This is a genomic window from Brevibacterium sp. BDJS002 (assembly GCF_028201555.1).
Lineage (GTDB): Bacteria > Actinomycetota > Actinomycetes > Actinomycetales > Brevibacteriaceae > Brevibacterium > Brevibacterium aurantiacum.
Genome location: NZ_CP116392.1, coordinates 3,390,885 through 3,413,639, shown reverse-complemented (window position 1 = coordinate 3,413,639; position 22,755 = coordinate 3,390,885). Strand labels below are relative to the sequence as shown.

Annotated in this window: 24 protein-coding genes; 12 read left to right on the top strand and 12 right to left on the bottom strand. The window is 61.9% G+C overall.

Going from position 1 to position 22,755, the window contains the following annotated elements; translation table 11 throughout:
- Nucleotides 1-20: 20 nt before the first annotated feature.
- Nucleotides 21-374 (bottom strand): nuclear transport factor 2 family protein, encoded by a 354-nt coding sequence (locus tag PGC08_RS15840; protein WP_009881940.1) that lies wholly within the window; start codon nucleotides 372-374, stop codon nucleotides 21-23.
- A gap of 177 nt (nucleotides 375-551) precedes the next feature.
- Here PGC08_RS15840 and PGC08_RS15835 point away from each other — a divergent pair, with 177 nt between their 5' ends.
- The 3 genes from PGC08_RS15835 to betT all read left to right on the top strand — a co-directional run bounded on the left by PGC08_RS15835 (nucleotide 552) and on the right by betT (nucleotide 5,676).
- Nucleotides 552-1,931, top strand: a complete 1,380-nt coding sequence (locus PGC08_RS15835) for an NAD-dependent succinate-semialdehyde dehydrogenase (protein ID WP_009881941.1) — start codon at nucleotides 552-554, stop codon at nucleotides 1,929-1,931.
- Between the two features lie 146 nt (nucleotides 1,932-2,077).
- Nucleotides 2,078-3,457 (top strand): short-chain fatty acid transporter, encoded by a 1,380-nt coding sequence (locus PGC08_RS15830; protein WP_096178602.1) that lies wholly within the window; start codon nucleotides 2,078-2,080, stop codon nucleotides 3,455-3,457.
- Nucleotides 3,458-3,606: 149 nt separating this feature from the next.
- Entirely contained in the window at nucleotides 3,607-5,676 is a 2,070-nt protein-coding gene (gene betT, locus PGC08_RS15825) for a choline BCCT transporter BetT (protein WP_271708859.1), read from the top strand.
- Nucleotides 5,677-5,801: 125 nt separating this feature from the next.
- On the opposite strand, the gene PGC08_RS15820 is transcribed toward betT, so the two are convergent.
- On the bottom strand, nucleotides 5,802-6,686 hold the full coding sequence (locus PGC08_RS15820) for an aspartate dehydrogenase domain-containing protein (protein ID WP_271708858.1): 885 nt from the start codon (nucleotides 6,684-6,686) through the stop codon (nucleotides 5,802-5,804).
- Nucleotides 6,687-6,788: 102 nt separating this feature from the next.
- Here PGC08_RS15820 and PGC08_RS15815 point away from each other — a divergent pair, with 102 nt between their 5' ends.
- Both PGC08_RS15815 and PGC08_RS15810 read left to right on the top strand, forming a co-directional pair.
- Nucleotides 6,789-7,415, top strand: coding sequence for a DNA-3-methyladenine glycosylase I (locus PGC08_RS15815; protein ID WP_009881945.1), 627 nt, complete (start codon nucleotides 6,789-6,791; stop codon nucleotides 7,413-7,415).
- 12 nt (nucleotides 7,416-7,427) lie between these two features.
- Entirely contained in the window at nucleotides 7,428-7,871 is a 444-nt protein-coding gene (locus PGC08_RS15810) for an NUDIX hydrolase (protein ID WP_271708857.1), read from the top strand.
- Nucleotides 7,872-7,902: 31 nt separating this feature from the next.
- Here the strand turns inward: PGC08_RS15810 and PGC08_RS15805 are convergent, their stop codons facing one another.
- The 3 genes from PGC08_RS15805 to PGC08_RS15795 form a co-directional block, all read right to left on the bottom strand.
- The gene (locus tag PGC08_RS15805) at nucleotides 7,903-8,382 is read right to left on the bottom strand and encodes a hypothetical protein (protein WP_096157518.1); all 480 of its coding nucleotides are present in this window, start codon (nucleotides 8,380-8,382) and stop codon (nucleotides 7,903-7,905) included.
- Between the two features lie 37 nt (nucleotides 8,383-8,419).
- Entirely contained in the window at nucleotides 8,420-9,088 is a 669-nt protein-coding gene (locus tag PGC08_RS15800) for a hypothetical protein (RefSeq protein WP_271708856.1), read from the bottom strand.
- Between the two features lie 354 nt (nucleotides 9,089-9,442).
- Complete coding sequence (locus tag PGC08_RS15795; protein WP_009881949.1) at nucleotides 9,443-10,399, bottom strand: WYL domain-containing protein; 957 nt, start codon at nucleotides 10,397-10,399, stop codon at nucleotides 9,443-9,445.
- Nucleotides 10,400-10,619: 220 nt separating this feature from the next.
- Here PGC08_RS15795 and PGC08_RS15790 point away from each other — a divergent pair, with 220 nt between their 5' ends.
- Entirely contained in the window at nucleotides 10,620-11,789 is a 1,170-nt protein-coding gene (locus tag PGC08_RS15790) for a hypothetical protein (RefSeq protein ID WP_009884845.1), read from the top strand.
- 435 nt (nucleotides 11,790-12,224) lie between these two features.
- Nucleotides 12,225-12,449, top strand: a complete 225-nt coding sequence (locus PGC08_RS15785; protein ID WP_096159668.1) for a hypothetical protein — start codon at nucleotides 12,225-12,227, stop codon at nucleotides 12,447-12,449.
- 60 nt (nucleotides 12,450-12,509) lie between these two features.
- Here PGC08_RS15785 and PGC08_RS15780 read toward each other — a convergent pair whose 3' ends face one another.
- Nucleotides 12,510-13,055 (bottom strand): hypothetical protein, encoded by a 546-nt coding sequence (locus PGC08_RS15780; RefSeq protein ID WP_113717842.1) that lies wholly within the window; start codon nucleotides 13,053-13,055, stop codon nucleotides 12,510-12,512.
- Nucleotides 13,056-13,218: 163 nt separating this feature from the next.
- Here PGC08_RS15780 and PGC08_RS15775 point away from each other — a divergent pair, with 163 nt between their 5' ends.
- Both PGC08_RS15775 and PGC08_RS15770 read left to right on the top strand, forming a co-directional pair.
- Nucleotides 13,219-14,157, top strand: coding sequence for a YihY/virulence factor BrkB family protein (locus tag PGC08_RS15775; protein WP_271708855.1), 939 nt, complete (start codon nucleotides 13,219-13,221; stop codon nucleotides 14,155-14,157).
- 91 nt (nucleotides 14,158-14,248) lie between these two features.
- Nucleotides 14,249-15,454, top strand: a complete 1,206-nt coding sequence (locus PGC08_RS15770; RefSeq protein ID WP_193084185.1) for an MFS transporter — start codon at nucleotides 14,249-14,251, stop codon at nucleotides 15,452-15,454.
- Between the two features lie 34 nt (nucleotides 15,455-15,488).
- Here the strand turns inward: PGC08_RS15770 and PGC08_RS15765 are convergent, their stop codons facing one another.
- Complete coding sequence (locus tag PGC08_RS15765) at nucleotides 15,489-15,860, bottom strand: ArsR/SmtB family transcription factor (protein WP_069600816.1); 372 nt, start codon at nucleotides 15,858-15,860, stop codon at nucleotides 15,489-15,491.
- A gap of 16 nt (nucleotides 15,861-15,876) precedes the next feature.
- Here PGC08_RS15765 and PGC08_RS15760 point away from each other — a divergent pair, with 16 nt between their 5' ends.
- Nucleotides 15,877-16,365: an SRPBCC domain-containing protein gene (locus PGC08_RS15760; protein ID WP_271708854.1), complete on the top strand. Its 489-nt coding sequence runs from the start codon at nucleotides 15,877-15,879 to the stop codon at nucleotides 16,363-16,365.
- Here the strand turns inward: PGC08_RS15760 and PGC08_RS15755 are convergent, their stop codons facing one another.
- Nucleotides 16,366-17,793, bottom strand: a complete 1,428-nt coding sequence (locus PGC08_RS15755; protein ID WP_205676957.1) for an MDR family MFS transporter — start codon at nucleotides 17,791-17,793, stop codon at nucleotides 16,366-16,368.
- Between the two features lie 198 nt (nucleotides 17,794-17,991).
- Nucleotides 17,992-18,357, bottom strand: a complete 366-nt coding sequence (locus tag PGC08_RS15750; protein ID WP_096157516.1) for a VOC family protein — start codon at nucleotides 18,355-18,357, stop codon at nucleotides 17,992-17,994.
- A gap of 174 nt (nucleotides 18,358-18,531) precedes the next feature.
- On the opposite strand from PGC08_RS15750, the gene PGC08_RS15745 reads away from it, so the two are divergent.
- On the top strand, nucleotides 18,532-19,047 hold the full coding sequence (locus PGC08_RS15745) for a hypothetical protein (protein ID WP_009884855.1): 516 nt from the start codon (nucleotides 18,532-18,534) through the stop codon (nucleotides 19,045-19,047).
- Between the two features lie 41 nt (nucleotides 19,048-19,088).
- A complete protein-coding gene (locus PGC08_RS15740; RefSeq protein WP_271708853.1) occupies nucleotides 19,089-19,571 on the top strand; it encodes a hypothetical protein in 483 nt (160 codons plus the stop codon).
- Here PGC08_RS15740 and PGC08_RS15735 read toward each other — a convergent pair.
- The 3 genes from PGC08_RS15735 to PGC08_RS15725 form a co-directional block, all read right to left on the bottom strand.
- A complete protein-coding gene (locus PGC08_RS15735) occupies nucleotides 19,563-20,570 on the bottom strand; it encodes an aldo/keto reductase family protein (protein ID WP_096159656.1) in 1,008 nt (335 codons plus the stop codon). The genes PGC08_RS15740 and PGC08_RS15735 overlap by 9 nt on opposite strands.
- A gap of 32 nt (nucleotides 20,571-20,602) precedes the next feature.
- Complete coding sequence (locus tag PGC08_RS15730; RefSeq protein WP_069600811.1) at nucleotides 20,603-21,295, bottom strand: GntR family transcriptional regulator; 693 nt, start codon at nucleotides 21,293-21,295, stop codon at nucleotides 20,603-20,605.
- 115 nt (nucleotides 21,296-21,410) lie between these two features.
- Complete coding sequence (locus PGC08_RS15725; RefSeq protein ID WP_271708852.1) at nucleotides 21,411-22,727, bottom strand: MFS transporter; 1,317 nt, start codon at nucleotides 22,725-22,727, stop codon at nucleotides 21,411-21,413.
- Nucleotides 22,728-22,755 lie beyond the last annotated feature (28 nt).

Genomic DNA, 22,755 nt, shown 5'->3' with positions numbered 1-22,755 from the left:
CTGACTGAGACTCCGGACGCTCAGACCGCGGCTTGGTAGAAGTAGGTGGTGCGTTCGGCGATGAGGCCCTCGGTGTCGAAGAGGAAGAAGTCGGCGAAGCCCACGGAGGTCTCGGTGCCGTCCTTGAGACGGCCGGTGAAGACCCCGCGGCTGGAGGCGCGATCGCCGTCGACGAGGATCTCGGTCAGGGAATGCGCACCCGATTCGATGACGCGTTCACCGTGGTAGAAATCGGTGATCTGCTGGCCCACCATGGTCGGATACCCGGGGCGATCGTAGTGGCCCTCGGCCGCGAACAGCGCCGAGGTGGCGCCGGCATCCCCAGCGTCGACGGTGGAGTAATAGCGCTTCACGAGTTCAGTCACACTGTTCATGGCAACACAGTAACAGCGATCACATTCGAGGCTGTGTTCAAGGGGTGGGACAGGGAATTGCCGCCGAGGTGATTGGGCCATAGCGTGGGAGATGAATCCACTCGTCGAACGGTGCCGGAGGCTCGGTCCCGCGCCGTTGGATCGGTGTCAACAACCCCTGCAGAAATGAGGCTCGACATGTCCACCATGTATCGCGTGACCAACCCGGCAACCGGCGAAGTGGCCGAAGAATTCGCCACTGCCACCGATTCGGAGATCCTGGCCGCACTCGACCGATCCGCCACCACATTCACCGAATGGAGCCAGACCAGCGTCGCCGATCGTGCAGCGATCCTCGTTCGCGTCTCCGAAATCTACGCGGAGCGAGCCGAAGAGCTGGCGAAGGTCATCCAGCTGGAGATGGGCAAGGCTGTCCCCGAAGGCAAGGGCGAGGTCGGACTGAGCTCGGCCATCTACCGCTACTTCGCCGACAACGCCGAAGCATTCATGGCCGATGAGCCGCTGCGCGGACCCGAAGATGGAACCGCAATGATCCGCCGCAAGCCGGTCGGCTCACTCCTGGGCATCATGCCCTGGAACTTCCCCTACTACCAGGTCGCACGCTTCGCAGCCCCCAACCTGGCACTGGGCAACACGATCCTGCTCAAGCACGCCCCGCAGTGCCCGCGCTCGGCTCAGATCATGGAAGAGATCTTCATCGAAGCCGGGCTTCCCGAGGGTGCCTACATCAACATCTACGCGAGCAACGAGCAGGTCGCAGACATCATCCTGCCCGACCCACGCAACCACGGTGTGTCCCTGACCGGTTCGGAGCGTGCAGGTGCGGCAGTGGCCGCCGAAGCAGGCAAGAACCTCAAGAAGGTCGTCCTCGAACTCGGCGGTTCCGACCCCTACATCCTCCTCGACACCGCCGATGTGTCGAAGAGCGCGAACACGTTCTTCAAGACCCGCATGGGCAACACCGGACAGGCCTGCAACTCGCCCAAGCGCATGATCGTCATGGACGACGTCTACGACGAGTTCCTGACCTCCATCACCGAGGCGGCCAAGAAGTTCACACCTGAGACCCCCGATGCAGAGGGCTCACGCCTGTCCCCGCTGTCGTCGATCGCGGCAGCCGACCGGTTCATCGAGCAGGTCCAGGACACAGTCAAAGACGGTGCGACTCTGCTCGCAGGTGGCAAGCGCTACGACGGTGGAGGCGCCTATGTGCAGCCAGTCGTCCTCGCCGATGTGGAGAAGGGCATGCGCGGCTACTACGAAGAGCTCTTCGGTCCCGCTGTCATCGTCTACAAGGTCAGCAGTGAGGAAGAAGCTGTTGAGCTGGCCAATGACACTCCGTTCGGCCTCGGCGCGGCAGTGTTCTCCAACGACATCGAGCGCGCTGAACGTGTGGGCTCGCAGATCGACTCGGGAATGGTCTTCCTCAACGCCCCAGAGGGCAGCCGCGAGTACCTGCCCTTCGGCGGCGTGAAGCGCTCGGGCGTCGGCCGGGAACTCGGACCGCTGGCGATGGACGAATTCGTCAACAAGCAGCTGGTGTTCAAGAACAACTGAGGCTGAACTCCCGACGCACTGCGTCACTTCAGACGCACTGCGTCGACGGAGCCGCCTGCAACTCTCAGAGCGCTGATCGCATGGTCGATCAGCGCTCTGATTGTAAGCTGAGGATACATACAGTCTTTTCTCAGCAGGAGGATCTCATGTCGGCACCGAAGCCGTCGACCCAGGTCAACGCCGCGGCCTCAAAAGGGTTCATGCGTCCGATCAACCGTTTCCTCGAACAGTGGATTCCGTCAGCACTGACGTTCGCCATCGTTCTCACCCTCATCGTCGCCGTCCTGGCGTTCATCCTTACCGGGGCCAGTCCCGTCGACGTTGTCACCGGCTGGGGTGAGGGACTGGCCGGGCTCCTCGAGTTCATGACCCAGATGGCCCTCATTCTGTTGCTCGGTCACATCCTCGCGAACACCGGACCCGTGCAGAAGCTGCTGACATGGCTAGCCCGAGTTCCCGGCAACCCGGCCTTCGCCTATGTCTTCGTCTTCGTCATCGCCGCAGTGGCCTGTCTCATCACCTGGGGCCTCGGCCTCGTCGTCGGCGCTCTGCTGTCTCGCGAGATCGCTGTTCAGGCCCGCGAGCGCGGGTACAAGGTCCACTTCCCTCTCCTCGTGGCCGCCGGCTATTCGGGGATGGTCGTCTGGCACATGGGGTATTCGGGTTCGGGCCCCCTGACCGCGGCGACCCCTGATTCCTTCCTCGCCGAGTCGTTGGGCGGTGAGGTCATTCCTGTCAGCGAGACCATCTTCTCGACCTGGAATCTCCTCGCCATCCTTGCCGTCATCGTCGTCTGTGCGCTCCTGTTCTTCTTCGTTGCGCCGAAGAAGGACGCGCCCGTCTACGAATTGTCCGACTCGGTCAATTCCGAATCGCGGGCAGCCTTCGACGAAGATGTCGTCACGCCCGCCGACCGCATCGATGCCTCGCGGGTCCTCACGCTCATCATCGGTCTGGCGCTCGTGATCTACCTGATCATCCACTTCGCCCAGGGTGGTGGACTGACGCTGGACATCGTCAATTGGTCCTTCCTCGCACTCATCTTCCTGCTCGTGAAGAACCCCTTCGAACTCATCCACCTGACGAAGGAAGCCGCCTCGAACGTCGGAGAGATCCTGCTCCAGTTCCCCCTCTACGCAGGAATCTTGGGCATCATGTCCGGCACCGGGCTCATTGCTGTGTTCTCCGACGCACTCGTTTCGATCGCGAACCCGACTTCCTTCGGTGTTCTCGCATTGCTTTCAGCTGGTCTCGTCAACTTCTTCGTCCCTTCGGGCGGCGGACAATTTGCCGTCCAGGGTCCGATCATGCTCGATGCAGCCAACCAGCTGGGAGTCGATCCGTCGATTGCGATCATGGCAGTCTCCTACGGCGATCAGTGGACGAACATGCTCCAGCCCTTCTGGGCTCTGCCGGTGCTGGCCATCGCAGGACTGAAGATGCGTGACATCCTCGGCTACACCTCGGTGACCTTCCTCGGATCCGGTGTCGTCATGGCTCTGGCTCTGTTCCTCGTCTCACTGTGAGCCGGAGCCGGAGGTCACAGTTTGGCCCCTACCCGGTTACCGACGGTTACGATATGGTAGCCTGCATGGTTGGTCTTCACCGGGAATCCGGTGTGCAGAAACAAGGAAATCGATGTGGACGCGAAGTCGTCCGCTGAAGGAGTGAGCCGATGACAGCCACAGTGGACAAACCCGCCAAGTCGCCGAAGGGCGGTGTGAAGAAGGTTCTGCCGCCGGTGAACAAGCCGGTCTTCATCGCAGCAGCCCTCGGCACTCTGGCCATCACACTCTGGGCCTTCTTCGCTCCGGCCAACGCCGAGGCTGTCCTCGGTGCCGTCGTCGGCTGGACGTCGGACTGGTTCGGTTGGTTCTACGTCCTTCTCGTGGCCGCCGTCCTCGTCTTCGTCATCTACCTCGCCGCGTCCAAATACGGAAACACGAAGCTCGGCCCCGAACATTCGAAACCCGAATACGGGCTGCTGGCCTGGGCCTCGATGCTCTTCGCCGCAGGCATCAGCACCGACCTCATGTTCTTCGCCGTGGCCGAACCAGTCACCCAATATCTGGCACCGCCGAGCACGGAACCCGAAACAGTCGAGGCCGCCCGTGAGGCCACCGTGTGGACCCTGTTCCACTACGGCATCAGCGGTTGGGGACTCTACGCCCTCATGGGCATTGCCCTGGCCTACTTCGCCTACCGGATGAATATGCCGTTGGCGATCCGCTCCGCGCTCGCCCCGCTCTTCGGCAAACGCGTCAACGGCGGACTGGGCGACACTGTTGACTTCGCAGCACTGCTGGGCACCGTCTTCGGCGTGGCCACCTCCTTGGGCATCGGCGTGGTCATGGTCAACGTCGGTCTCAACACGGTCTTCGGTCTCCCCATCGGTGTGGGCTCACAGATCGGCATCGTCGTCGTCGGCGTCGCTGTTGCGACGCTCTCGGCCGTCTCCGGCGTCGACAAGGGCATCAAGTTCCTCTCGATCCTCAACGTCTTCCTGGCAGTGGCACTCAGCCTCTGGGTCCTGGTCGCAGGCAACACCAAATTCCTGCTCAACGCCTTCGTCCTCAACGTCTTCGACTTCGTGCGGCTGTTCCCGAACATGGCGGGACAGACCTTCGCCTTCGAAGACACCGGAACGTGGATGACCGACTGGACTCTGTTCTTCTGGGCCTGGTGGATCGCCTTCGCCTCATTCGTCGGTCTCTTCCTTGCCCGCATCTCGCGCGGACGCACGATTCGTCAGTTCGTCCTCGGCACCCTGACGATCCCGTTCATCTACATCTTCATGTGGATCTCGATCTACGGAAACTCCGCCCTCGACCTCATCCGCAACGGTGACAAGGAGTTCGGAGAGAAGACGATGCTCAACCCCGAGGGCGGGTTCTATGAGCTGCTCTCGAACTACCCGGGCTTCGTCGTCATCGCAGCACTCGCGACGATCACCGCGCTGCTGTTCTACGTCACCACGGCCGACTCCGCTTCACTCGTCATGGCCAACCTCTCGTCGCGCCTGCCGACCCCGCAGGACGACGGTCGGCCGGGACTGCGCATCTTCTGGGCTCTGGCCACCGGTGCGCTGACGATTGCCATGCTCATCGTCGGCGGTGTCGGGGCATTGCAGAACGCAACCGTCGTGATGGGTCTGCCATTCGCCTTCGTCGTCATCCTCGTGATGGTCGGTCTGTACAAGGCACTGCGGGTCGAGGCACACCGAGTCGACAGCGTCTCTCAGAGCCTGCCCGGTTCCTTGGCACGACGCTCGCACACCGCCGACGGTCATGAGCCGTGGCAGCGACAGCTCGGTCGAGTCCTGTCCTTCCCCAGCAGGAACAAGGCACGCGACTTCGAACGCGACGTCCTGCTGCCCACCTTCGAAGAAGTCGTGGCAGAGATGGTCGAGCGGGGAGTCGACGCCAATTGCGGTCGTGTCGACACTGAAGGCGTGTTCGTCGAAGACGGCGAGCTGATCCAGCTCGAAGTCGACGGCAAGGGCGAATACCCATTCCGCTACCAGATCTGGCCGCACAAGGTCAGCGTTCCTTCGTTCGGCGGACACGTCCCGCGCGGAACCGAGGACTACTTCCGGATGGAGGTCTACCTCGACGGCGGGACCGGACAGGGATACGACGTCATGGGCTACTCGAAAGAACAGCTCATCGATGACATCCTCGACAAGTACGGTCGTCACGTGGAGTTCCTGCAGATGCAGGAGAACATCGCTCACCCCGACGACTGACATCGTCTGCACGCTGCCCCCGGTGCAGCCATCTGCCATTAAGGCCGATGGCGGTGCCGGGGGCAGCTGTCTGTCTGGGTGCAGATGTCCATCTCGGGGCAGATTTCAGTACAGCAGGTCCCCGGTCATCGTCGCCTGAAGTCCGCCAGACATATCCGCAGGGTGCGAGTGACCGACAGTGCTGTCAGACCGCTGGTGGCCGGATTCTCCGGGCTCGGCGTCGACGAGATCGAGAATGCGAAGCCTCCTGCCGACCCGCTCGCGGTGATCTCATGGTGTGAGTCCACTTGGCGGGGATCAGCCCTGATCTCCACACGTGTTCGCTGCAGAGCCCGCTCCATGAGTTCGTCGTCCGCGCCCGCATCGAATCCGAGCCCACGCGTCGCCCAGGCCAGCGCCACGGTGATGTTGACATTGGCCGGGAACTTCACGATCGCCTCGGCGGGGGAGCCGGTGAAGATGGTCAGTGGTCCATCGGCCGGGTTCAGTGAGCGGAGACGGCGGACCTCCTCGGCGTCCATCCATGGTTGGATGAGTCCGGCTGGGGCCTTGGCGGTCCTGATGGACACTTCGTCAAGGCCCTGTGCTTGAGCGGCGGCCTCGAGGACGTCGAGCCCGCCGATCGCCCCGCTCGTCACATGCAGCTCACCCGGTCCGGTGAGAAGTGACTGCCTGATCGGCCGATCGGCGAGGGCGCCGACGCTGGTGAGGACGAACGGGAGACCAGCGGCAATGACGGCCGGACCGTAGGCTCGGGCAGCCGGAACTCCCGCACATTCGACCACGACATCGGCACGGAGCTCAGTCCACCGCGGGTCCTGAGGACTCTCGACCTCAATGAGCTCGGCTCCCAGACCCTGATGGTCGGCGTGCTTGTCGAGGTCCCGGACCAGTGCGGTCAGCCGCAGTCGGCCACTCGAGATCTCCGGGTGCAGCAAGCGTGCGACGTGTCGCCCGATCGCCCCGAAACCGATCAGCAGCACCGACGTCACTTCCCGCTGTGAACTCATGACATCAGGGTACACAGCGGTCCGGACATGGGCCCGTACGCGTATGTCAGTGCGCCGGGGTACCGTGACGGTGTGGATGGACGAGGCAGGGAAGAGGCACCGATGACAGAGACGAATGCTGAACAGGGCAGTGCCGTTGATGGTGCGGTGGTCGGCGAGGACGGGCTGCCTCGAACGCCGTGGGCCTATGGCGATCCGCTGCTGCGAACCTACTACGACACCGAATGGGGCGTGCCCGTCCGTGACGAATCCGGGATGTTCGAGCGCATGAGCCTCGAAGGCTTCCAAGCAGGGTTGTCCTGGCTGACGATTCTGAAGAAGCGCGAACGCTTCCGCGAGGTCTTCAAAAATTTCGACGCCGAGGTGGTTGCCGAATTCGGTGAGCCCGAGATCGAAGCGCTCCTCGACGACGCTGGAATCATTCGGCATCGCGGCAAGATCGAAGCCTGCATCGGCAATGCCAAAGCAACACTGGCGATGCGTGAGGACGGTGGCCTCGCCGATTTCATCTGGAGCTTCCAGCCTGAGACCACCCCGCGCCCCAGTAAACTGAGCGAGATTCCGACCACGAGTCCCGAATCGGTGGCGCTGTCGAAGGCGCTGAAGAAGAAGGGATTCCGGTTCGTGGGACCGACCACCATGTATGCGCTCATGGAGGCGGTCGGTATGGTTGACACGCACGTTCTCGGATCCCATCGCCGAGGTGCCTCCGGAGTGTGGAATGACTGACGAAAGGCTGGAATGAACGATATCCGAGTCAGCGCACTCGTTCTGCTGCACCCTCACGAACCTCAGATCCTCATGGTGCGCAAGGAAGGGACGACGTCGTTCATGCTTCCCGGCGGCAAGCCCGAAATCGGTGAGTCCGCCGAGGCGACGATCATCAGGGAGATCAGCGAAGAACTCGGCCTCACCCTGGAGGACGGGCGACTGTCCCCGCTGGGCACCTTCGCCGCAGATGCGGCCAATGAAGCCGACCACAGGGTGATCGGGGATGTGTTCTGCTACGAGGGTCTACCTGCTGAACTCAACGTCGATGGCATCAATCATCTGGCCGAAATCGCTGAGGCCGCATGGTTTCCCTACGACCCGATGCCGGCGGATACCGCTGAGCGTCAGTTCGCCCCGCTGACCCGGCTGCAGGTCGTTCCGGCGTTGAACGAACTGGGCCTGCTCCGGCAGTGAGACTCACACGGTGTGAATCGCGGAGTGTAACTCAGATGCCTCCACGTTGGAACGCCAGCTCGAGAACGAACAAGTGGATGGCGTGCGCAAGCACCAGGCCAGCGGTGAGGAAACTGAGGGCGATGTCGAAGACACCGAAATCCGTGTAGGGCGGCGGGTCGACGTATCCGGGGGACTGCAGCAGCGTGGAACCGACTGCCGTCGATCCCACCAGGATTGCGATGAGACCGCTCGTCGACAGCTTTCCCACTGCGGCGAGGGCCAACAGCAGCGCCGTCAGGAGGAGGACCAGCAGAGCCATCAGGTCATAGCCGGGTCCGAGCCGAACCACTTCCTGCCACAGGTTTCCGTAGCTGATCGAACTGTCGGGTTCTGACTCGTAATAGGGGAAGAAGGTCAGTGAGATGACCAGTAAGCACAGCGGTCCGTAGAAGCGTGCGTAGACGGCGTTGGTTCGCGTGATCCGCGAGTTGAGGAGTTCAGCTCGGATCATCTGTTCAGGCAGAGTCATGTGCTGTCTGTCCTTACTGTCGGTCATCGGTCATCGGTCATCGGTCATCGGTCGTCGAGTTCTGTGACCTTCGTGCCACGGCGGCGGCCGCTGCTGAGGCGAAGACAAGGACGAGCAAGCTCAGGCCAACCCCGATGACCGAGAATCCCGGGCTCGGTGGGTTCTGCAGTCCGTTCTTCGCCAATGGTCCGATACTTCCCACCGGCTTCGTGGCCCCGGCTGTGCCGTCACCGGCGCCTGCACCTGTGTCGGCACCGGGGTCTGTACCGCTGGCCGGGACGACGGGCAGAACCGAGAATGATTCACTCAGATACCCCTCATTCATGCTCTGCTCCGAGGTGATCTCAACCTGGTAGCCACCCGCATAGGTATTGACCGGTCGACCGGGTGGCCCGCCGACTGGGAACGTCACGGTTCCATCGGCTCGAGCTCGCTGGCTGTCGTGGATGGCCTCGATTCCTTTCGGTGTGGACACGATGTCGAGTCGCACCTCCTCTCCTGGAAGGAAGCCGGCGACGGTGATGGTCACCGCATCGTTGTCGGTGATGAAGTCGGTGGTGGCGATCGCTCCTGGGCTGATGTCGACGACTGTCGGCAATCCATCTGCGTACTCGTCAGCTGTGGCCGGGCCAGGTTGCAGAGTGGTTGCCAGAATGCAGGCGGCGGCTGTGACAGCCAAGGGGGTTCGCCATTTCGGTGGGCGCATTTGTATTCTCCAAACGAATGCCAATTGTGTTTGTTCAGATGTCATCGGATTCTGATTGAATTCGTCCGTAGGCACTGAATTGGATCATTGCCTCGGGATAAGAGAAGTGTGGTGGTATTTGACCGCGGTGATTTCTCGGAAATAGTCGCGGTGTTACTTCGCGATTGCTAAAAAAGCTACAGTTCGACGATTGCCGGAGACAAGGAAAGGACAAGACTCACGAGTCATGCCCGCGAAAAACCACGTGACTCTAAGGTTTTCCCGGACATGTCTGGTGAGGATCGTTGAGGGTTGGACTCAACCTCGATCAGCAGGCTATACGGAGCTGGGACGGCCCGCAGCTTCCGGCTGTGCCTATGTCGTCGCGCGCCGCAGTCGATCCGAGAGCGCACGGAGCTCCGCGGTGAGCTCCGGTGAGTCCTCGACAGCGAATTCGACGTTGAGCCGGGCCAGTGTCAGGGCCATGGTGCTCACGGTCTCGGCCCCGATCTTCACGGTCGAGCGTTGTTCGTCGAGTGCTTCGACAGTGCCTTCAGCCGGCATCAGCATCTTCATGACCTCGGGTGCGGCAGCGTCGACGGTGACTGTGGCCGCGTGCTTCCACCTGCTGGCCGAGACGTTGCGCTCGACGTAGGCACCGATGTCGTCGGACGGGAGAGCACGGGGCTCGAAACGTCGACCTCCGGGCAGCTTGGGGACGATGTGTTCGACACGGAAGATCGCCCAATCCTCTTCCTCAGAGTCGAAGGTCAGGAGGAACCAGCGATGCTGATGGTTCACCAGCCGGTAGGGCTCAACTTCGAACTCCCTACCCCGTTCCTGCTCTGACGGGGTGACTCCTGGGCTTGAGGAGGCGCCGCTCGCGGAGTTGTAGGTGAACCTGAAACGTTCGTGGCTGTGACAGTATTCGATGATCAGAGTCAGCAGATTCGGGTCGACGATCGGCATCGGATGGTTGCCGGCCAATGGAACTGTGAAGTGAGCCAGGTTCTTCACCCTGTTGCGCACGCCTGCAGGCAGTATCTGCTCTAGCTTTGCCAAAGCCTGCGCCGAAGTCTCTTCCATCCCGCCGATGATGCAACTCAGGCCCGAGTGGAGTCCCACTGCGACGGCGACGGCTTCGTCAGGGTTGAGCAGCAGTGGTGGAACGGTCGATCCGCCGGATCCCAGGCGGTATCCTCCCTCCCCGCCGCGGGTCCCCTCGACAGGGTAGCCGAGGTCGCGCAGAGTGCCGATGTCGTTGCGGACCGTGCGCGAGCTGACGTTGAGACGCTCCGCCAAATCTGTGCCGGACCATGTGCGAGGAACCATCAGCAATGACAGTAATCCGAGTAGCCGCGCTGCTGTTTGTGACATTTTCTGTTGTCTTCCTGGGTTTAGGAAAACCTCCTGCCTATTCGAACAATAGCATCGGAGTTCTGAATCCGTAATGAGCTGCATGCGGCAGCGGAGCCGCGACGGAAATGGAGGAACAGAGGAATTCATGCATACGCAATTAGCTCCTCACTATGATTCGAGGAGACAACGCGGGATGATTCTCAATGACTATCTTGAGCGCTACACGACAGCGAGAAAGCAGGACAAGGGCTGGATTCTCGACGAGATCGTCGTTATGACGGGGTGGTCACGCGACCATGTCCGCAGGCTTTTGGCGCAGTTAACACGAGGGCAGAAGCCCTTGCCCGAGGACACAGACGAGCCGCGCCACAGAGAGGGCAAATACTCGCACGAAGCCAGAGCGGTCTTGGAGAAAGTCTGGGACTGGTCCGGTCGCCAGAGTGGAAAGTATCTGGCTGCGGCCATGCCTGTGCTGCTCGATGCTTTGGAACGTCATGACTCCTTGCAGCCCGGTGAAGATGGCTACGGTCCGGAGATACGGGAGGAGCTGCTGTCCGTCAGTCCGGCCTCGATCGACCGCTACCTGCAGTGTGCTCGGACCTGTGACTTTGCGACTCGCAATGTGTCGACGAGACGTTCCCATGCGCCCAGTGCCGAGTTCCTCGACTTCGCCGGCGGAGAGAATGAGAATGAACCCGGCTTCTTCATGGCCGATACCGTGGCCCACGCGGGTTCGACCGTGGGCGGGCATTCCGTCATCACTCTCAACGCCACATGCCTGCACACCGGATGGGTGTTCACTCGCAGCCTGGCAGACAACGCTCCGGACCGTGTCGCCGATATTCTGCAGTGGGCGCTCGACGAGATCACGGGCATTCCCTTCTGGGTCAACGCCGTCGAGCTGAGCAATGCTTGCGAGAGGGTCCATGAAGCTGTCGGCTCGTGGGCTCGGGCGCTTGATATTCACTACAGCCCCGTGCCCAAGGACCATCGACGAGACCGGCTGCCGGAGGCGTCAAAGCATCAGCACCTTGTCCATGAGTACGGGTTCGTCGAGCGCTATGACACCGAGGAGGCCAGATCGGCTCTCAACCACCTGTGGAGAGCGGTCAATGATCGGCTGAATTTCTTCACACCGATCCGTAAGCCGGTCGCCTGGTCCAGGGACTCTGCCGGTCACCGCAAGCGAATCTACGACGATCCTGCGACACCGCTGGCCCGGTTGAGAGACGCTGGCGTGATGTCGCCCGTTCAGGAAGCGGAGCTGATCACCTACCGCAACAGTCTCAACCCTGCAAGGCTTTCAGAAGAGATCAGTCAGTGGCAGACACGGCTCACCGAGATCACCGCGACAGCAGGGTGAATGGACTGCCTCTGGTGGCAGCCGACCAGATGGTAAAAGCTTCAATCGTAGCAGGAGACCCTGCCGCAAACCACCCCTGAGACTGACTTTGAGACAAGTCGTTATTGGGGGATTACAATCGCGTTACTTCCGGGTACAGTATAGACCGATTGTGATCTGACGAACCTTCGAAGCCCGGCACAACGATACGTGCGACCCGAGCTGGGAGCGTGCCCTTTTGATCGGGATGCGGTGCTCTGGCCGGGTACCACCGAGGGCGGAGTCGACCACCGTCTGAGGATGTCGGTGTGCAGCCAAGCCATCCTCGAGCACCGGGTGAACCGGTTGTCAGAAGAGCGTCTTGGGAGATGGCAATGGAATTGCGTGCACTGATGGAAGAGAGCAAACGGTGAGGGCGAGCGGAACTCTGGTGCAGCCTAGCCTGCGAGAGAACTCATGATCCAAACGGTTGCCATCGGCATGATCGCCTATGCGGGTGTGGCCGTCTTCATCATCATCCTGCTGCTGTCCAAGGCTGATTACGGGCGATCGTGGCGCGATCGCAGAGATGCTGCCCGCATGGGGTTCTTCGTCCCCGTCTGGCCTCTGTTGGTGGTCTACCTGATCTTCCGCGCATTGTCGCGCATGTGGCAGATGGCCGAATGGGGACAGGCGCGCTGACTCACGCACCAGGTCAGAGCCTGGACAGCGCAAGTCAGCGCGATGTGCCTCGGATTCGCTTCAGTCGTTGGGCTGGCGCGAGTAGGCGATGAGCGCCCGGTACAGATCGATCGGCGCACAATTGGCACCCTTGGCCAGGGACTTCACCAGTTTCCGGTATGACTGATAGTCAGTCTGATTGGGGTTGGGCGATTCGAGCAGACCGAACTCGTGCAGGACACCGGTGGCACGGGAGTCCATGATGGAGAACTTCTTCGAGTCGAACACCGCGAGAAGGGTGCTGGCCAGTGGCCCGCCGACTCCGGGCAGCACCTTGAGGAACGGCAACCGCAGGTGGTTCGGAGTGTCCTCGTCAAGTGCCACCGCAGTCACATATTCGATGTCGTCGGCGTCGAGACTCTCGAAGGTCGCCTGCGCGGCGACGGCCTTCCACTCGGCGACCTTGAGGAAGTGCTTGCGCTTGTATGACTCGCGTTTGACGACCTTGGGTCCGATGGAATCGAAGATCTCAGCCTCGATGTCCGTGACTGTGTACTGAGGCTCGAACTGCAGCACGAATGCTGTGTCGATGACGCCGCTGGAATGTTTTTCAGAGGTGGAGTTCATGACGTGATTGTACAGAGGAGCGTTGATCAGAAGATGAACACCTGACAACGACTCGAGAAGAGCAGTCGGCGGCATGGCAAAGCTGAGAGAAAGCTGTCAACGACTACGATGTCAACGTATTGCAGCATCCCCTACAGGCTGTCCCCGCAGTCAGGAGAACTCCATGGCAGAGAACATCCCCACTCGTGCCGAGTCGCCCGCAACCCGTTTCGAAGCACTGGCCCCTCGCAGCCGCCCAGCGTCTGAGACGGGTGCGCTGTCTCGTCTCGATCGAGGCAAGACCGGCATCCTCGCCAACACGATCCGTCACGTGATCAGTGACCAGGGGCTCGATCTGGCCGCCGGTCTGGCGTTCTATGCGCTGCTGTCGATGGCACCGGCGACTCTGGCCCTCGTCTCAATGCTCGGCGTGGTCGGTGAGGCGAAGTCGACCGCCGAGGCTGTTCTGGGCCTGACCTCGGACCTGTCGACCGAAGCAGCCCAGGCGATCCGGCCGATCGTCACCGAGCTGGTGTCATCGCCGGCGGCCGGTCTCACTCTCATCGTCAGTGTCGCAGTCGCGATCTGGTCATCGTCGAAATACGTCGGCGCCTTCGGACGTGCAGCGAACAGGGCCTACGCTGTTGAGGAGACCCGGCCGCTGTGGAAGCTCAAGCCGATGATGCTGCTCATCACTCTGGTGCTGCTGCTCCTGATGGCCGGACTCGGGCTGCTGCTCGTGGTCTCAGGGCCCATCGCGGAATCTATCGGCAAGCTTGTCGGTCTGGGGCCGGTGGCGGTGATGATCTGGAGCATCGCCAGGTGGCCAGTCGTGATCTTCTTCGTCATGCTCGCCATCGCACTTCTCTACTATGCGACTCCGAACGTCAAGAAGGCGAAGTTCCGCTGGTCGAGCATCGGGGCGTTCGTCGCGCTCATGACACTGATCGTCGTCTCTCTGGGCTTCGTGCTCTACATCAACAATTTCGACAACTACAACGCTACGTACGGTGCCATCGGTGGTGTGATCGTCGGATTCGCCTGGCTGTGGATGGTGAACCTGGCTTTGATCTTCGGCTCGGAGCTCGACGCTGAGATCCGCAGGTCCCGCCCCTCGGACTGACCCGGACCGGCCTTCGGTCTGAGCCAGCCCGAAGTCAGTCCTGCTTCGATCCGACTTCGGCTCGCGATGCCAAGTGTCGTATGGTCACATCATGAGTTCTGACCGGTCCGATGCCTCGACGTTCACCCCGGCTCTGCTGGGTCTCGTCTGGACCGCGATGTTCGGATTCTCAGCATTCTTCTTCAGCTATTCCACGATGGTCTCGATCGCCGCCGTCCACGGCCTCTCGGCAGTCACCGGCGGGTCGGTGCTGACGACGATGATGATCGGCGTCATTGCAGTGCAGCCTTTTGCCCCATGGGTAGGTCGTGTACTCGGGCTCAAGGGCGCACTGTTCTTCGCCCTCGGTCTCCAGCTTGCAGGTCAGATCCTCGGGTTGGTGGTGCCTATACCGCTGCTCGGCCTCGTGCTGGCCGGTGTGTGCGGGGGAGTGGGCTTCGGCCTCTTCGTCGTTCTTGCCAATGCCGCAGTGCCGGCCACCACCTCCCCGGGGCGCATCGGCAAGGCGCTGGGGATCTTCGGCGGGATCACGTCCTTAGCCGCCGCAGTCGGGGCACCCCTCGGGCTGTGGCTGGTCGGCACGGTTCCGGTGTGGACATTCCGGATGGTCGTATGTGCCTCTCTCCTCCTCGCGGTGCCGACTGTTGTGAAGTACCTGCCCGGTCGAGAACGCAAGGCGAGTAGAGAGCCTGCGGACGAGTCCGGAGTCGCGGTGCGCTCCCGGACGGGCAAGGGCCAGTCGCGACGCAAGACGGGCCGCAGCCTCGGCGATGCCCTCTACCTGATCATCATGCTCTCCCCGTTCCTCATCGGCATGGTGGTCTTCGGTCTCATCGTCGGGTTCGGTCCGGGCGAGGATATCGCCGGCGCTGCACTCTACATCGGCGCAATGCAGGTCTCGGCGGTGGTCGGCCGATTCGTCGCCGGAGCCATCGCTGACCGGTTCTCGCCGTTCGCGCTCAACCTTCTGGGCCTGGCCCTGGCGGTCATCGGACTGGTCGTCACGGTGTTCGTCTTCGGCGGTATGCTCTTCCTCGCCATGATGATCATCGGGCTGGGACTGGGCACGCTGCAGTCGGCGAGCCTGATCATGGCCTTCGCCAATGTCAGCACGCCGGGGAAGGCCAGCGTGGCCTGGAACATGAACTTCGACATCGGATTGGCCATTGCCGGCGTCCTCGGCGGACTCGGCTTCACCTACCTCGGCGACTCCGCCACGTTCCTCGTCTGTGCACTGCTGCTGCTCGTTGCCGGTGTCGTGTCCTGGATTCTGCGCACGATTCGCCGTTCGCGCTGACCCCTTCGTCGCGTCTGCCGGTTGTCAGCGAGGCTCAGCGTGGCGGGTCTGACGGGCTGGTTTGGCCATCGAGTTCGGCGAGCAGACCCACCGCGGCACGCGTGTACTCTCCGATCCAGCGGTCGTGGATGCGTTTGATCGGCAGAGGCGCCAGAGCCAGCTGACGGGTTCGACCGATCCGGCGTCCTGCGGTCAGCTCGGCCTTCTCCAAGACACGGATGTGCTGCAGGACGGTCGTGCGGTCCAGGTCGGGAAAGGCGGCGCAGACCTCTCCGGTCGTGCGCGGCTCGTCTCGCAGCAGGTCGAGAATTCGGCGACGAGTCGGATTCGCCAACGCTTTGAAGACCGTATCATCACGAGCATCGTCGTCACCGGCAGACAAGGCCATTCCCTTCTCGTTCGACATGTGGTAAAAATATCACATGAACGATGAGCAGAGCGACAAAGGTGCACAACTGGAAGAACTGTCTTTCACAGTCATGGGCTACATTTCGAAGACTCCGCATGAGACCTATGAGGCTGTCGCCGACCCGGCGCAGCTCTCCAAGTACTTCACCACCGGAGGCGCTCGCGGACGTTTGGAACCGGGCACCGAGGTGACCTGGGACTTCGCAGATTTCCCCGGTCGGTTTCCCGTCGATGTCATCGAATCCGTTCAGGACGAGAAGATCGTCGTCGCGTGGGAGGGCTCCGAACACGCTACAGCTCCGAGCACGACGACGACCTTCGAGTTCTCGCCCGTTGACGACGGTGCTCGCACTCTGGTGACGGTGACCGAGAAATCATGGAAGACGACCGTCGGTGGGGCCGAAGGTGCCTTCGGCAACTGCATGGGCTGGACCGGAATGCTCGCAGCCCTCAAGGCCTGGATCGAATACGGCATCGACCTGCGCGAGGGCTTCTACAAGTGATCAGCCCGGCGTGTTCACGCCGTGTGAGTTCTTGATGAAGAAGGACCCGACGATGCCGAAGATGCCGATGACCGCGGCTACGAAGAAGGCGACGTCGGCACCGTGGACCAGACCTTCGACTCCGTAGACTTCGGGGTCGCGTGTTGTGGACACCATGATGGTGACCAGGACGGCGGTACCCACCGAGGCGGCGATCTGGCGGAAGGTATTGTTCAGCGCCGTTCCGTGGGGAATGAGTCTCTGCGGCAGCTGATTGAGTGCCGCAGTCGTCACCGGCATCATCACCATGGCCACCCCGAACATGCGGATCGTGTTGACCACGGCGAGGTAGATGAACGAAGTGTCGGCCGCGAGGTCGGCGAACATGAATGTGGTGACGGTGAGCAGCGTGAACCCGGCAACGGCCAGCCATTTGGCACCGATGGCATCGAAGACTCGACCGGTGACCGGAGACATGAGTCCCATGACAGCTGCACCGGGCAGAAGCACAAGGCCCGATTCCATGGCGGTGAAATCGTTCATGTTCTGCATGTACAGCGGCAGGATCATCATGCCGCCGATCATGACGATGAACACGCACATACCCAGAGCGGTGTTGAGGGTGAACATGCGGTAGCGGAGTACCCGGAACTCGAGCATCGGCTGGTCCAGTTTGAGCTGGCGCGGAATGAAGATGGCCAGTGCGATCACGCCGACGGCGAGGGGGATGATCACTTCGAGGCTCAGCCAGCCCGCATCACCGGCGGTTCCGAATCCGAACAGCAGACCACCGAAGCCGAAGGTGGAGAGGATGATCGAGAGCACGTCGAGCTTGGGGTAGGTGCGCTCGGTGACGTTCTTGAGGATGAAATAGGCGACGATGATGTCGATGACCGCGATCGGCAACATCATGTAGAAGAGGACTTCCCACGGCAGGTGATCAACGATCCAACCGGAGAGGCTCGGACCGATGGCCGGAGCGAATGCGATGACGAGGCCGAACGTGCCCATCGCCGTCCCGCGTTTCTCCACCGGGAAGATCGCGAAGAGGATGGTCTGCATCAGCGGCATGATGATGCCGCCGCTCGAGGCCTGAATCACTCGTCCGAGGAGAAGAACAGGATAGGTCGGCGCCAACGCACACACCAAGGTGCCCACGATGAACAGCAGCATCGCGGTGAGGAACAGCCCGCGCGTGGTGAATTTCTGGATCAGGAAGGCCGTGATCGGAATCATGATCCCGTTGACCAGCATGAAGCTCGTCGTCACCCACTGCGCGGCGCTGGCCGTGATGTCGAAGGACTGCATGAACGCGGGCAGCGCAGTGTTGAGCAGCGTCTGGTTGAGGATGATGACGAAGGCGCCAGAGACGAGGACTGCCAGGACCACATTCCGATTGATCGGCTTGCCATCGGCTGTTGTGTACTGCCCGTCGTCCTCTTTTGTCACTGAAATTCCCTCTTTCTCCTCAACGTCTGTCTTCACTGGCACGGTCGGCGGCAGTGCAGATCCGTCTGTCCGCACCACGTCGTTGCCGAACTGCGCCGTGCGAGTCTACTCCCCGGCAAAGCGAACTCTAGGGACAGGGTATCGGCAGAGGTCAAGGGTGAGGTGTCATGGAGGTGTCGCGGAAACGACCGGTCGGCTTCAGTCGATCGGTGAGACGCGGATGAGGTTGCCATCGGGGTCGGCGATGACGAAGGTGCGCCCGAACACCTCATCGTGTGGTTCGTCGATGACGGTCACTCCCTTCGCTGTCCACTCGGCAAAGAGGCTGTCCACCGCCGAGGCTGTGCCGGGGATCATCAGTCCCACCTCGGAGGTGCGGGGCGGGTTCTGTCCGACGACCTCGGCGCGACCGCTCCAGAGGGCGAAGAGGACGCCGGAAGCTACGGTGAATGGCACGTAGCGCGGGGTGAGCATATCGGGTTCCATGTCGAAGAGGTCGCTGTAGAACTTCGTCGCACGTTCGACGTTGGTGACATAGATGAGGAACAGATTCGGCGTGGTCATGATCGTTCTCCTTCAGCGCAGCAAGACTGTGTGACTTCTTCATGCTGTCACCCGCATCTGACACGGGATTCGGAGAAGTACATCTGAGCTGGCCGCGCAGATGGCCGCGCGGTTGGCCGCGAAGCACCACCTGAAAAAACAGGGTATGTTGTAGGTGTTGAAAGGTTGAGAGGCATGATCTTCGGTCGATGGGGCACGTTCGGCCGGTTCCTCCTGCTTGCGGCCGTAGTCGGCATGCTGAGCGGCGTGCTCTGGTATCTGGCCCTCATCGCTGTCGGAGGATGGGACGCAACGGCCGATGATCTGAGGATCTTTCCACTGTTCGCCGCTGTCGGAGGCGGACTCGGGCTGGTGATGGGAGTCCCTGCCTATTGGGCAGTGCGGCTCTGCGTGCAGTGGATAGCCTCTCGGGCAGTATGTGTGCTCTTCTTCTTCACCCTTGGTGCCGCCTCGGTGGTGGTGACTTTGATGGTCGTGGCACTTGTCTACGGAAGCGGCCTGGCGACACTCTTCACTGTCAACGAGGCATACGACCTGCTGAACCTTCCTCTGTTCGCAACTTTGGGAGGCGTCCTCACGGCAGCAACCGCGCCGCTCGTACTCCGACCGGTCCCGGAGTCGCTGCACCGCGAGAGCGGCCCGAGCGCTGAAGAAGCGACTAGAAGAAATGGTCTTGAAGTCAACGGATAGGCACGACCATTGCGACAACGTATGCTGTTGGGGACGAAGGGTTGAGTGAGATGGTTCTCGGCAGGTGGGGCTCGTTCTGGTGGTTCCTGCTGCTGACAGCTGGCATCGGAGCCATAGCTGGCGTGAGCCTTCTGGTGTTCAACACGGCTCCCAATGGGTTCCACGATGTGCTGACAGGCTTCAGCTATTCGCCGTTCTTCGCGTTGCCTGGTGCACTGTTGGGACTGGCCATCGGTCTACCGGCCTATGCCGCCATTCGTCTCTGCCTTCGCGCATTGTCCGGGAGGACTATTGCATTTGCCTTCTTCTTTGTCCTCGGTACCGTCTCCGCACTTCTCGGATTCGTCGTATTCGTCATGGTGTTCGGCGGGCCATCGTCGTATGCCTACGACTCAGTGTCGGGCGTAGTGGCGACGATTGCGGGTCCTGTCCTGGTCGCTGGAGCGCTGACAGCTTTCGCATCGTTCCGCATCGTCGAACCAGCCGAAGACGTGAACCTGACCAGCATCGGCAGTTCAGACTAGGCGCGTCGCCGGGGACTTGGTCTTCGACGGATTCGTCTCCGGCAGATCGCCGAGCGCCTCATTGATACGAGCAAGCACCTCGGCGTCGAGCTTCACACCCGATGCCGCGACGTTCGACTCGACCTGCTCGGGACGTGATGCGCCGACAAGTGCGGTGGCCACATTGTCGTTCGACAGCACCCAGGCGATGGCGAGCTGCGCCATGGTCAGACCCAGGTCGGCCGCGATCGGCTCGAGCTTGGCGACGGCGTTGAGAGTTTCGTCGTTGAGATAGCGGTCGGTGATCGTCTCCTTGCCGCCGTTCTCATCGGTCGCACGCGAGCCTGCGGGAGCGGGCTGGCCGACCTTGTATTTGCCGGTGAGCACACCCTGGGCGATCGGGGACCAGACGACTTGGGAGATGCCGAGTTCCTTCGACGTCGGAATCACTTTGGGCTCGATGACGCGCCAGAGCATGTTGTACTGCGGCTGGTTCGACACGAGCTGGATGCCCAGGTCGCGGGCCAGATGGTGTGCGGCACGCAGCTGGTCGGCGTTCCACTCGCTCACGCCGATGTAGAGCGCCTTGCCTGCGCGCACGATGTCCGCGAAGGCCTGCATGGTCTCTTCCAGCGGAGTCTCGTAGTCGTAGCGATGCGCCTGGTAGAGGTCGACGTAGTCGGTGCCCAGGCGGGACAGCGAGCCGTTGATGGACTCCATCATGTGCTTGCGGGACAGCCCAGTGTCGTTGTGACCCTTGGGCCCTGTCGGGAAGTACACCTTGGTGAAGATCTCCAGGGATTCGCGACGCTGACCCTTGAGTGCATCGCCGAGGACCTGCTCGGCCACGGTGTTCGCGTACACGTCGGCGGTGTCGAAGGTGGAGATGCCGTTGTCCAAGGCGGCATGCACACACTTCGTTGCGGTGTCGTTCTCCACCTGGGAGCCGTGCGTGAGCCAGTTTCCGTACGTGATTTCCGAGATCTTCAGGCCACTGTTTCCAAGATATCTGTGCTCCATGGACCCAGCCTACTGCGGGGAGGCAAGCCCTGTCAGTGGTTCCCGAGCATCGTCGATTCGAATGCCGTCGATGTCCTCGCCGAGGTAGCCGTGGGCGGTGCGTTCTCCGCTAAGTGTCCGCGCAGGGTGTTTGCAAACCCGGTGGAGTCTCCCGTACGCAGGTGTTCGACCAGAGAGGCGTGCTCGGCGATGATCTCCTCGCACCGGTCCAGGAGCCGGTCGCCGGAGGCGAAGAGGATGAAGCGATGTCGGTCGGAGAGCTGTGAGTACAGTTCGAGCATCACCTGGTTGTCACCGGCTTCGACGAAGCCGCGATGGAACTGCAGGGTCAGATCGATGAAGGCGGCGATGTCACCGGCGTCAAAGGCCTCACGCTGAGCATGAATCGAAGTGTCGAGTGCATCGGCCAGCTTCTGTCGCAGTGCATCCGGGGCCCGGTCGACTGCGGTGGTCTCAAGCACGAACCGGGCATCGGCGAGCTCGGCGACGGTGCGCTCATCGACTCCTTGGACGATGGCTCCGCGCTTTGGGTAGATGATGATCCACCCCTCATCCTGCAGCCTGGCAAGAGCCACTCGCACCGGAGTGCGGCTGACGTCGAGATCGGCTGCCAGGCCAGCTTCGCCCAGCATGGTTCCCGGCTGGTGAGTCCCATTGAGGATCTGAGCGCGGATGAGCCGATAGGCACGCTCGGCTGCGCTGGTCTTCTCGTTGCTGCTCGTCATAATCGCACGCTCCTCTCCTGACTTAGCTTTCCTGATGTCACAGGTGGACTCGTCGCCCGCAGTTGGACTCGCGGCCCACAGATGAACTCGTGATCCACCAGGTCGATCATCTCACTCAACGCACCTGCGAGGTCTCCGCAGCGTCATCCTTAGTCGCCGTTGGTGTGCGGTGCCGGCCCGGCCAGTGCATGAGCGGCACGGCCCGGATCGAGAACGCCAGGGTGATGAGAAGGACGACGGTCGCCATCAGATTGATCCACAGGAAGCCGCCTGCCTGCAGCACCGTTCCGGCCATCGCGGCCATGAGTGCACCGCCGAGGTTCATCGCCGCATCCGAGGCTCCTTGGAGAGTGACCTTCGCATGCTGCGGCACCGAGGCGGTCAGCAGTGCCGATCCGCCGATGAGGAACATGGACCAGCCGATGCCGAGGAAGATCAGCGCAATGCTGAGCAGAACCATGGACGAGACCTCGGCCGTGGCATCGATGACGCCGAGGATGATCGCCGTAGCGAAGACGAGGACACCACCGGCGATCACGGTTCCCGGTCCCCACCGGTCGGCCATCCAGCCGAAGACGGGGGAGAGGGCGTACATGCCGGCGATGTGGACGCTGACGACGATGCCGATGGCCCCGAGGGAGAATTCCTGGTGGTCCATGTGCACGGGAGTCATGACCATGACGTTGGTCATCATCATCTGCCCGGCGATGATCGTGACCATCGCGAACAGCGGCACCGGGCGGGCAAGCGCGAAGCGCAGTGCCGGGCCCAGCTTCATCGTCGGCGGTTCGACGGCGGAGTCACCGGACTCAGCGGACTCCGTGGACTCGGGGACAGCCTCGGCGGCACCGGGTTTGATCTTCTTGGTCAGCGTCGACGCGACCAAGGTCGCCAGCCCGAAGGCGGTCATCGAGATCAGGTATGGCCCGGCCAGTTCGTTCATGCCCAGTGCCGCGCCGAGGTGCGCGCCCGGTGCCGTGAAGCTGGGCCCGAGCACGGAGCCGACCGTCGTCGCCCACACGACCAGCGACATGGCCCGCCCGGCATTCGCGGGATCGACGAGGTCGACTGCGGCGTAGCGGGCCTGCAGGCCGGAGGCCGTCGCGGAGCCACACAGCATCATGCCCAGCATGAACAGCGGCAGGAACTGCAGGGCGACGCCGAGGAGGACGACCGTCGCACCGATTGTGCCGATGCCGAATCCCAAGGTCAGGGCAGTTCGCCGGCCAGCTTTGCCAGCCAACACCGCCAGCGGGTAGGCGATGAGACCGGCGCCGAGGATGACGCTCATCTGCGCGATGCCCGCCATCGAGGTCTTGCCGGTGATCTCCTCGGCCAGCAGACCGCCGACCGCGTAGCCGGAGGCGATTCCGGCACCGGAGAGCAGCTGTGCGGTGATCAGCTTGGCCTGTGCACGCGTGCGGGTCTTCATCGACGCCTTCCGTTATCTCAGTCGTGTA

Coding starts and splice junctions, on each gene's coding strand:
- PGC08_RS15805 (WP_096157518.1), bottom strand. CDS start 8,382: ATGACTCTGCCTGAACAGATGATCCGAGCTGAACTCCTCAACTCGCGG.
- PGC08_RS15765 (WP_069600816.1), bottom strand. CDS start 15,860: ATGTCGAACGAGAAGGGAATGGCCTTGTCTGCCGGTGACGACGATGCT.
- PGC08_RS15835 (WP_009881941.1), top strand. CDS start 552: ATGTCCACCATGTATCGCGTGACCAACCCGGCAACCGGCGAAGTGGCC.
- PGC08_RS15790 (WP_009884845.1), top strand. CDS start 10,620: ATGATTCTCAATGACTATCTTGAGCGCTACACGACAGCGAGAAAGCAG.
- PGC08_RS15725 (WP_271708852.1), bottom strand. CDS start 22,727: ATGAAGACCCGCACGCGTGCACAGGCCAAGCTGATCACCGCACAGCTG.
- PGC08_RS15730 (WP_069600811.1), bottom strand. CDS start 21,295: ATGACGAGCAGCAACGAGAAGACCAGCGCAGCCGAGCGTGCCTATCGG.
- PGC08_RS15795 (WP_009881949.1), bottom strand. CDS start 10,399: ATGGTTCCTCGCACATGGTCCGGCACAGATTTGGCGGAGCGTCTCAAC.
- PGC08_RS15815 (WP_009881945.1), top strand. CDS start 6,789: ATGACAGAGACGAATGCTGAACAGGGCAGTGCCGTTGATGGTGCGGTG.
- PGC08_RS15800 (WP_271708856.1), bottom strand. CDS start 9,088: ATGCGCCCACCGAAATGGCGAACCCCCTTGGCTGTCACAGCCGCCGCC.
- PGC08_RS15735 (WP_096159656.1), bottom strand. CDS start 20,570: ATGGAGCACAGATATCTTGGAAACAGTGGCCTGAAGATCTCGGAAATC.
- PGC08_RS15770 (WP_193084185.1), top strand. CDS start 14,249: ATGAGTTCTGACCGGTCCGATGCCTCGACGTTCACCCCGGCTCTGCTG.
- PGC08_RS15830 (WP_096178602.1), top strand. CDS start 2,078: ATGTCGGCACCGAAGCCGTCGACCCAGGTCAACGCCGCGGCCTCAAAA.
- PGC08_RS15750 (WP_096157516.1), bottom strand. CDS start 18,357: ATGACCACGCCGAATCTGTTCCTCATCTATGTCACCAACGTCGAACGT.
- PGC08_RS15840 (WP_009881940.1), bottom strand. CDS start 374: ATGAACAGTGTGACTGAACTCGTGAAGCGCTATTACTCCACCGTCGAC.
- PGC08_RS15775 (WP_271708855.1), top strand. CDS start 13,219: ATGGCAGAGAACATCCCCACTCGTGCCGAGTCGCCCGCAACCCGTTTC.
- PGC08_RS15745 (WP_009884855.1), top strand. CDS start 18,532: ATGATCTTCGGTCGATGGGGCACGTTCGGCCGGTTCCTCCTGCTTGCG.
- PGC08_RS15780 (WP_113717842.1), bottom strand. CDS start 13,055: ATGAACTCCACCTCTGAAAAACATTCCAGCGGCGTCATCGACACAGCA.
- PGC08_RS15810 (WP_271708857.1), top strand. CDS start 7,428: ATGAACGATATCCGAGTCAGCGCACTCGTTCTGCTGCACCCTCACGAA.
- PGC08_RS15785 (WP_096159668.1), top strand. CDS start 12,225: ATGATCCAAACGGTTGCCATCGGCATGATCGCCTATGCGGGTGTGGCC.
- PGC08_RS15760 (WP_271708854.1), top strand. CDS start 15,877: ATGAACGATGAGCAGAGCGACAAAGGTGCACAACTGGAAGAACTGTCT.
- PGC08_RS15820 (WP_271708858.1), bottom strand. CDS start 6,686: ATGAGTTCACAGCGGGAAGTGACGTCGGTGCTGCTGATCGGTTTCGGG.
- betT (WP_271708859.1), top strand. CDS start 3,607: ATGACAGCCACAGTGGACAAACCCGCCAAGTCGCCGAAGGGCGGTGTG.